Below are 8,090 nucleotides of genomic sequence, written 5' to 3'. Positions count from 1 at the left end.
ATCACCGGCGCCGCGCGCGGCTTGGGTTTTGCCATCGCACAGGCCTTGCAGGCCAAGGGTGCCGTGGTGTCGGTGATCGATATTGATGACGAGGGCGTGCGCCAGGCGGTGGCAACCCTGTCTGCAACCGGAGTCGCCTATGGCTATAGCGCCAATGTCGCCGATGAAGCCTCGGTGGCGCAGCTCTTTCAGCAAATGCAGGCCGATCATGGCCAGCTCGACGGTCTGGTCAACAACGCCGGTATTTTGCGTGATGGGCTCTTAGTCCGAGTCAAAGACGGTGAATTGACCAAAATGTCCTTGGCGCACTGGCAGTCGGTGATCGATGTCAACCTGACCGGTGTCTTCCTCTGCGGCCGTGACGCGGCGGCCTGGATGGTCAGCGCTAAAACGTCGGGCGTGATCGTCAATATCAGTTCCATCTCGCGCGCTGGCAATCTCGGTCAGTCCAATTACAGTGCCGCCAAGGCCGGGGTGTCTGCGCTTAGCGTGACTTGGGCCAAGGAACTGGCGCGCTATAACATTCGGGTCGCCGATGTCGCGCCGGGCTTTATTGCCACTGAGATGACCGCGAGTATGAAAGACGCGGCCAAGGAGCGGGTCAGCGCCATGGTGCCCTTGGGGCATTGGGGTCAGCCGGACCATATCGCCCAGGCGGTAAGCTTTATTTTTGAAAACGATTATTACTCCGGCCGCACCCTAGAAGTCGATGCCGCTTTGCGGCTCTAGCATTGCCACCTTAGCCTGGTGGGCTAAAACCCGGTCAGAACTTGGCTTAAAACCACTAATCACAGGAGTGAATTTCAGTATGATCGAAGTCGTTATCGTTGCCGCCAAACGTACCCCCATGGGGGGCTTTCAGGGCATTCTGAGTCCCTTAACGGCGACCGAATTGGGCGCCCAGGCGATTGCGGCCAGCTTGGCCAGTATCGGGCTCTCCGCCGGCGAGCCCGATGAAGTCTATATGGGCTGTGTCTTGCCGGCCGGCTTAAAGCAGGCCCCGGCCCGCCAGGCCGCGATCAAGGCGGGCATTCCCGACTCGGTTCCGACCACCACGGTCAATAAGGTCTGTGGTTCTGGGATGAAGAGCCTGATGCTGGCGGCGGACCAGATCCGCACCGGTGCGATCCAATCGGCCGTGGCCGGTGGCATGGAATCGATGTCCAACGCCCCCTTTATGCTCGACAAAGCGCGCGCCGGTTATCGCATGGGCCATCAGACGGTCTATGACCATATGTTTTTAGACGGCTTGGAAGATGCCTTCGATGGCAGTGCCATGGGCGTGCACGCCCAGGGCACCGCCGATGACCGGCAGATCAGCCGCGAGCAGATGGACAACTTTGCGCTAGAAAGCCTAACCCGAGCGCAGCGCGCCATCGCCGAAGGCCACTTTGCCGCCGAAATTGCCCCGGTGACCCTGACCACTCGAGCCGGCGAGGTTCGAGTCGATACCGATGAGCAGCCGGCGCTGGCACGTCCGGACAAGATCCCCCAGTTACGCCCCGCCTTTACCAAGACCGGCACCATCACGGCCGCCAATGCCAGCTCGATCAGCGATGGCGCCGCGGCTTTGGTGGTCATGAATCGAGCCCGAGCCGTGGCCCTCGATTTACCGATATTGGCGACCATCAAGGGCTACGCCAGTCATGCCCAGGCGCCGAGCGAATTCACTTGCGCCCCGATCGGTGCCATGACCAAGGCTCTGGCCAACGCCCAATGGTTTGCCGACGATATCGAATTGGCGGAAATCAACGAAGCCTTTGCCATGGTTACCATGATGGGTATGGCGGACATGGGCTTTAGCCATGAGATTACCAATATCAGTGGCGGCGCCTGTGCCCTGGGCCATCCATTGGGCTGCTCGGGGGCGCGCATCGTGGTCACCCTGTTGCACAATATGATCCGCCTGGATAAAAAGCGCGGCATCGCGGCCTTGTGTATCGGTGGCGGCGAGGGCACGGCCATCTGTTTGGAGCGCTAGTCTGCCGCTTATGCGCCCTGCCAATCCGGCAGGGCGCATAAGACAGGGCTAATTGAATAGGGGGGTTAAATCGAATCGATGCCCCCAGTTTAAAATGAACCAAATCTAAGGAGCTCATGACCATGCTCAATATCAGCTGCGCCGCCTGTACCACCCTCAATAGAGTGCCGAAAGAACGGCTTATGGATAAGGCGACCTGCGGCCGCTGCAAAGCGCCGCTGTTTTCCTTTCGGCCGGTGGCGGTGACGGAGCAGAACTTTGCCAAGGTGGTGCTCAAAACCGATTTGCCGGTGGTGGTCGATTTTTGGGCCAGCTGGTGCGGTCCCTGTGTGCAGTTTGGCCCGATCTTCGAACAGGCCGCGGCGAGTTGGGAGCCCAGGGTCCGCTTTGTCAAGGTCGACGCCGACAGTGCTCCGGGCCTGTCGCAGACCTATGGCATCCGCTCTATTCCAAGCCTGCTCCTGTTTCACCGCGGGGCGGTGGTGGACCGGCAAGCCGGCGCCATGCCGGCGTCGATGTTTGATCAGTGGTTGGAAAAAAAGGTCGCCGATCTGGGTGCTTGAGGCGAGGCATTGCGTGCGCTCGCAGCGGGCTAGGCTTGCCAGCTGTTATACTAACGTCCGATAGGCCGAGAAACGCCGGGTCGCTACACTGATCTGCACAATAATAAGAACTTTTGGAGCCCTACGCCATGTCCGAGCCTATGATGACCTTCCCGTTGAACACCAGCGATATTCTCAAGTCGGCTGCGCTGCGCTACCCGGAACAAGAGATCGTGTCGATGCTCGCCGATCTGAGCGTGCATCGCTATACCTATGCCGATGCCTATAAGCGCGCCTGTCGTGTGGCCAATTTCCTCGCCTCGGCGAACCTGAGTCCGGGGGATCGGATTGCGACCCTGGCGGTCAATCATTATCGTCACTTTGAACTTTACTATGGCATTACCGGCCAGGGCCTGGTGGTGCACACCCTCAATGCGCGGCTCTTTGTCGAGCAGCTGCAATATATTATCAATCACGCCGAAGATCGCTGGATCTTCGTCGACCCGGAACTGTTGCCCATTCTAGAAGCCTTGGCCGATAAGATTCCCAGCGTCACTCGGCTGATCGTCCTGTGTGCGGCCGAGCAGATGCCGCAGTCGAGCCCGCTCAGTCTGGAATGTTATGAGACACTGATCGCCGCCCAGTCCGATGAGGCAGTCTGGCCGTCCTTGCCGGCCAATACCCCCTGTGGCCTGTGCTACACCAGTGGCACCACGGGCAACCCCAAGGGCGTGCTCTATACCCAGGGCTCGATGGTGCAGCACGCCATTCTCAGCGGTGGCAGTCAGGCCTTGGATTTTGACGAATGGTCGGTGGTCATGCCGGTGGTACCGATGTATCACGTGGTCGCCTGGGGCATTCCCTTCTCGGCGCCGATCTATGGTGCCAAGCTGGTGTTTCCGGGCTGTGCCTTAACCGGCGAAAACCTACAAAAGCTTATTGAGACCGAACAGGTCAATCAATCCTATGGCGTGCCCACGGTCTGGTTGAACCTGCACAATTACTTGCAACAAAGCGGTAAGAGCATCGAGTCCTTGGCCATTGTCGGGGTCGGCGGTGCCGCCTCGCCCACGGCCATGGTCAAGAGCTATGCCGAACTCTATGACGTTTACTGGATGGGCATCTGGGGCATGACCGAAACCTCGCCGCTGGCGACCACGGCCAACCTGACCCCGCAGATGGATCAGCTCTCCGATGAGGACTGTTATGCGCTGCAAGCCTCGGCCGGCAAACCGATCTTCGGTGTCGAGATTGAAATCTTTGATGCCGCCGGGCGTGTCTTGGCGCACGACGGGGTCACCCGCGGCGAGCTGCGCGTGCGCGGGCCTTGGGTGTTGGCGTCGTACTTCAAGGGCGAGGGCGCCGACAGCTTTGTCGATGGCTGGTTTATTACCGGCGATATCGCCGTGATCAATGCCCAAGGCTATATGAGCGTGGTCGACCGCACCAAGGATGTCATCAAGTCGGGCGGCGAATGGATCAGCTCGGTGGAATTGGAAAATGCCGCGCTGGACTATCCCGCCGTCAACGAGGCCTGTGTGATTGCCGCCCTGCACGAGAAATGGGATGAGCGGCCGGTGATGCTGATCACCCTGCGCGCCGGTCAAGATTATGATGAGGCCGCCCTGCGTGCCATGTTGCAGCAACGGGTCGCCAAGTGGTGGTTGCCCGATCGCATCGTGGTGGTGGAGTCCTTACCCCATACCGGCACCGGCAAGTTACGCAAGATGGATGTGCGCGATGAATACCGGCGCATCCTGCTGGCCGACTAGTCTGGTCTGCAAAAAGAAAACATAGCCGAGCAATCGGCGCTCCGGTAAGGTAGGGCAGGGCCGTAGGGCCCGTTTTTGTGTTCCACTAATGTATCTGAGATCGAACCCCCCGATGCTGACTCTGCCCTTTTTCATCACCATATCCCTGCTCTACATCGCCTTGCTGTTTGGCATTGCCTTGCTGGGCGACCGTCGGCCCATTCCGGCGCGCTGGCACCCTTGGGTCTATAGCCTGTCGTTGACGGTGTTCTGTACCAGCTGGACCTACTATGGCGCCACGCAGCAGTTTGCCGCCAACGGCTGGTATTTCTCCCCCTCGCATATCGGCACCATCTTGCTGTTCGTGTTTGGCTTTGCTTTTTGGCGCAAACTGATTCGGGTCGCCAAGCAGGAGAATGTCACCACCATTTCCGATTTTATCGCCAGCCGCTATGGCCACAGTCGCGCGGTCTCGGTCCTGGCCGCGTCAATCAGCCTGATTGGGGTGATCCCCTATGTCGCCTTGCAGCTTAAGGCGGTCTCGGTCAGCTTTGATATAGTCTCCGGCACGCAATGGCAGTCCGATGCCTGGTTTAGCGATTCGGCGCTCTACGTCTCGCTGGTTATGGCCGGCTTTGCGATTCTCTTTGGCACTCGCCATCTGGACACCTCGGAACATCATCCGGGCATGATGTTGGCCATTGCCTTTGAGGCGGTGGTCAAGTTGCTGGTATTTTTGTTGATCAGCGTGTGGGCCATCAATGTGGTTGGGGGTGGTATGGTGCAGGTCTTAACCGACACCCTCAATTCCCCCAAAACGGCTGTGATGATCGGCGGCTTTGATAAGACCTATATCTACACCACGCAAGTATTGCTCGGGGTGATGGGTATCTTCGCCTTACCGCGTCAGTTTCACGTTGCGGTGGTGGAATATCAGACTGAGCGCGATATCCTCAAGGCGCGTTGGGTATTTCCACTCTATCTGCTGATATTGAATCTGTTTATCGTGCCCCTGGCCTTGGTCGGTATGCTGCATTTCTCCACCAATACGGCCGATCTGGAATACCTCATTCTTAAGCTCCCGCTGTCGCTGGGCCGCGATGATCTGGCCATCCTGGCGTTTCTCGGTGGCATGTCGGCGGCGACCTCGATGGTGATCGTGGCGACGGTGGCGCTCAGTACCATGTTGTCGAATGAGATCATGCTGCCGCTGCTGATTCGCCTGAAATGGTGGCGCGCCGACTCGGAAAACATGGGGCGCAATGTCTTGCATCTGCGTCGTGTCGGCATTCTGATGATTGTCGTCAGCGCCTTCTTCTATTACCGCCTGATCGTCGAATACGAGGGTCTGATTGCCATCGGCCTGATCTCCTTTGTCGCGGTCGCGCAATTTGTGCCGGCCCTGGTACTGGGCCTGTTTTGGACCGGGGTTAATCGAACCGGGGCCATCTGGGGCCTGTCATTGGGCTTTATCGCCTGGTTTTATACCCTGTTGCTGCCGCTCTTTGCCCGAGCCGGCATTATTCCGGAGGTGATTGCCGATGCCCTGTTCGAGCTGTCGATCTTCAATCCCTATGCCCTGTTTGGTCTGACGGGCCTGGACCCAGTGGTGCACGGCACCGCCTGGAGCCTGGCGCTCAATGTCTTGGGCTTGCTGTTGGGCTCGGCTTACGGTCACGAGTCGTTAAAAGACCGGCTGCAAGCGTCGCGCTACGTGCATCACTCCAGCAATGAGGTCAAGGTGGTCTCGCAAACGCGCCATATCAGTGTCGGGGACTTACACGCCCTGATGGGCAAGTTTATCAATAAGGAAAAGCTCCAGCTGCTGTTCGACGTCTATGTGAACCCGTTAAACGGCCGCCTCCTGGTCGATGATGATGCCGACAATGAGCTGCTGCATCAGGCCGAACGCACCCTGGCGTCGATCTTAGGTGCTCCGGCGGCACGCTTGCTGTTTGAGCAGATCGAAGAAAAGCAGGGCATGACCTGGCGCGACGTTAACAGCATCGTCGATGAGGCCTCTCAGGTCTTGAAATTCAACCGAGATTTGCTGAACTCGGCCCTGCAGTCGATCAATCAGGGCCTGAGTATCGTCGATCACGAGCTCAATATAGTGGCCTGGAACCAAACCTATCAGCAGATGTTCGAATACCCGGAGGAGCTCTTGTCGATCGGCCGGCCGGTGGAAGATCTGATCCGCCACAATGCCTTTATTGGCGAGTGCGGCCCCGGTCTGGTCGGGCCATTGGTCGACAAGCGCTTGGGCCATCTGCATTCTGGCGTACCCTATAAGTACGAGCGTAAGCGCCCCAATGGCACCTTCCTGGAAATCCAGGGTCGACCGATGGCCGATGGCGGCTATATCACGGTCTATACCGATATCACCGAGCGCCGGCAAATTGAGGATCAACTGCGACTGAGTAACGACCGGCTCGAGGAGACGGTTAATCGACGCACCGCGGCACTGCAGCTGTCCAATGTCGAGCTGGAAAAGGCCAATAAGAACAAGGTCCGCTTTCTCGCCGCGGCCGGTCACGATCTGGTTCAACCGCTTAATTCGGCGGCCCTGTTCTCGGCCAGCTTGCAGGCTAAGTTAAAGCGCAACAATGGCGATCCGGCGCTGATTCGCCTCGGTAATCAGATTGAGCAGTCGTTGCACTCGGCGGAAAACCTATTGAACGAGTTGCTTGAGATCTCCAAACTCGATTCGGACATTATTAAGCCGTCGATCGCGACCATCTCCCTGTATGACATGTTGCGCTCGTTGAGCGTGGAATTTGGCGTGATCGCCGAGGAACGGGAGGTGCGGCTCAAGGTGGTCGACTGTTCGATCTATCTGCGCACCGATGGCCGCCTACTGCGCCGGATTTTGCAAAACCTGATCAGCAATGCGATCAAATATAGTCTGCGTGGCAAGGTGCTGGTCGGCGCCCGACGGCGCGGTAACCTGTGCTGCATCGAGATCTGGGATACCGGTCCGGGTTTGACCACCTTCCAGTCTAAGGCCATCTTCGATGAGTTTTACCGGGTGCCGGAAATCGTCTCGATCGAAAAAGGCTTGGGCCTGGGCCTGGCCATCGTCAAGCGCATGTCCTTATTACTGGACCATCCCATCAGTATTCAATCCGAACTGGGTAAGGGCAGTTGCTTCCGACTGTCGGTGCCGGTCGGTAAGAAGCCCGCGCCCCAAGCCAAGGTGATCGAACTCGACAACAACCGACAGAATGCCTCGCGCATCCTCTGTGTTGATAACGAAAAGATGATTATCGAGGGTATGAAGAGTCTGATCGGCGAATGGGGCTATACCGTTGATGTCGCGCTCAACGAAGCGGCGGCCGATAGCCTGATCGAGGCGCATCTCCCGGATCTGGTGATCATCGATTACCATCTCGATGATGCCCAGACCGGTCTCAATGTGGTCTCGTCGTGGAAAAAGGCTTGGCTCAAGGAGACCCCGGTGATCATCATCACCGCCGATTATAACGACGCCGTCCGTCTGGCCACCAAGAGCAGTGGCTTCTATCTGTTGAAAAAGCCGGTTCGGCCGATGCAGCTTAAGGCCTTGATCGAACAGGCCTTGATCCGCACCAAGCAATGACTCAGCAATCCGTTCAGCGTTGATATACGTAACCTAAGGCTATTAGTGAGTCAATTTAGGTAGGGAAAAATGCTCAGCAGTCCATGGTTTGAACAGGTTATTGACGGCATCAAGACTGACGCTTATCTATATTGGGTGCCAGAGATAGGCGTTATATCCGTGTACGACGATAATTTGTACGATCGCAGCGATTCAGACATGTTATCGCCGGGCATGAG

5 protein-coding genes are annotated in these 8,090 nt (G+C 57.7%); all 5 read left to right on the top strand.

What is annotated here, in order from left to right; translation table 11 throughout:
* The coding region (locus tag AC4FIC_RS14180) for an SDR family oxidoreductase (protein WP_490359426.1) at nucleotides 1-729 on the top strand (729 nt) is incomplete at its 5' end.
* Between the two features lie 79 nt (nucleotides 730-808).
* Nucleotides 809-1,981 (top strand): thiolase family protein, encoded by a 1,173-nt coding sequence (locus AC4FIC_RS14175; protein WP_287439660.1) that lies wholly within the window; start codon nucleotides 809-811, stop codon nucleotides 1,979-1,981.
* A gap of 122 nt (nucleotides 1,982-2,103) precedes the next feature.
* Entirely contained in the window at nucleotides 2,104-2,544 is a 441-nt protein-coding gene (trxC, locus tag AC4FIC_RS14170) for a thioredoxin TrxC (protein ID WP_287420470.1), read from the top strand.
* A 128-nt stretch (nucleotides 2,545-2,672) separates the two neighbouring features.
* Nucleotides 2,673-4,295: a long-chain fatty acid--CoA ligase gene (locus AC4FIC_RS14165; protein WP_273284341.1), complete on the top strand. Its 1,623-nt coding sequence runs from the start codon at nucleotides 2,673-2,675 to the stop codon at nucleotides 4,293-4,295.
* A 112-nt stretch (nucleotides 4,296-4,407) separates the two neighbouring features.
* The gene (locus AC4FIC_RS14160) at nucleotides 4,408-7,872 is read left to right on the top strand and encodes a PAS-domain containing protein (RefSeq protein WP_490359425.1); all 3,465 of its coding nucleotides are present in this window, start codon (nucleotides 4,408-4,410) and stop codon (nucleotides 7,870-7,872) included.
* The last annotated feature ends 218 nt before the right edge of the window (nucleotides 7,873-8,090 follow it).

The sequence above is a fragment of the Reinekea sp. genome (assembly GCF_982785585.1).
The sequence above is the reverse complement of the archived record's forward strand: the minus strand, read 5'-3'. Positions and strand labels throughout refer to the sequence as shown.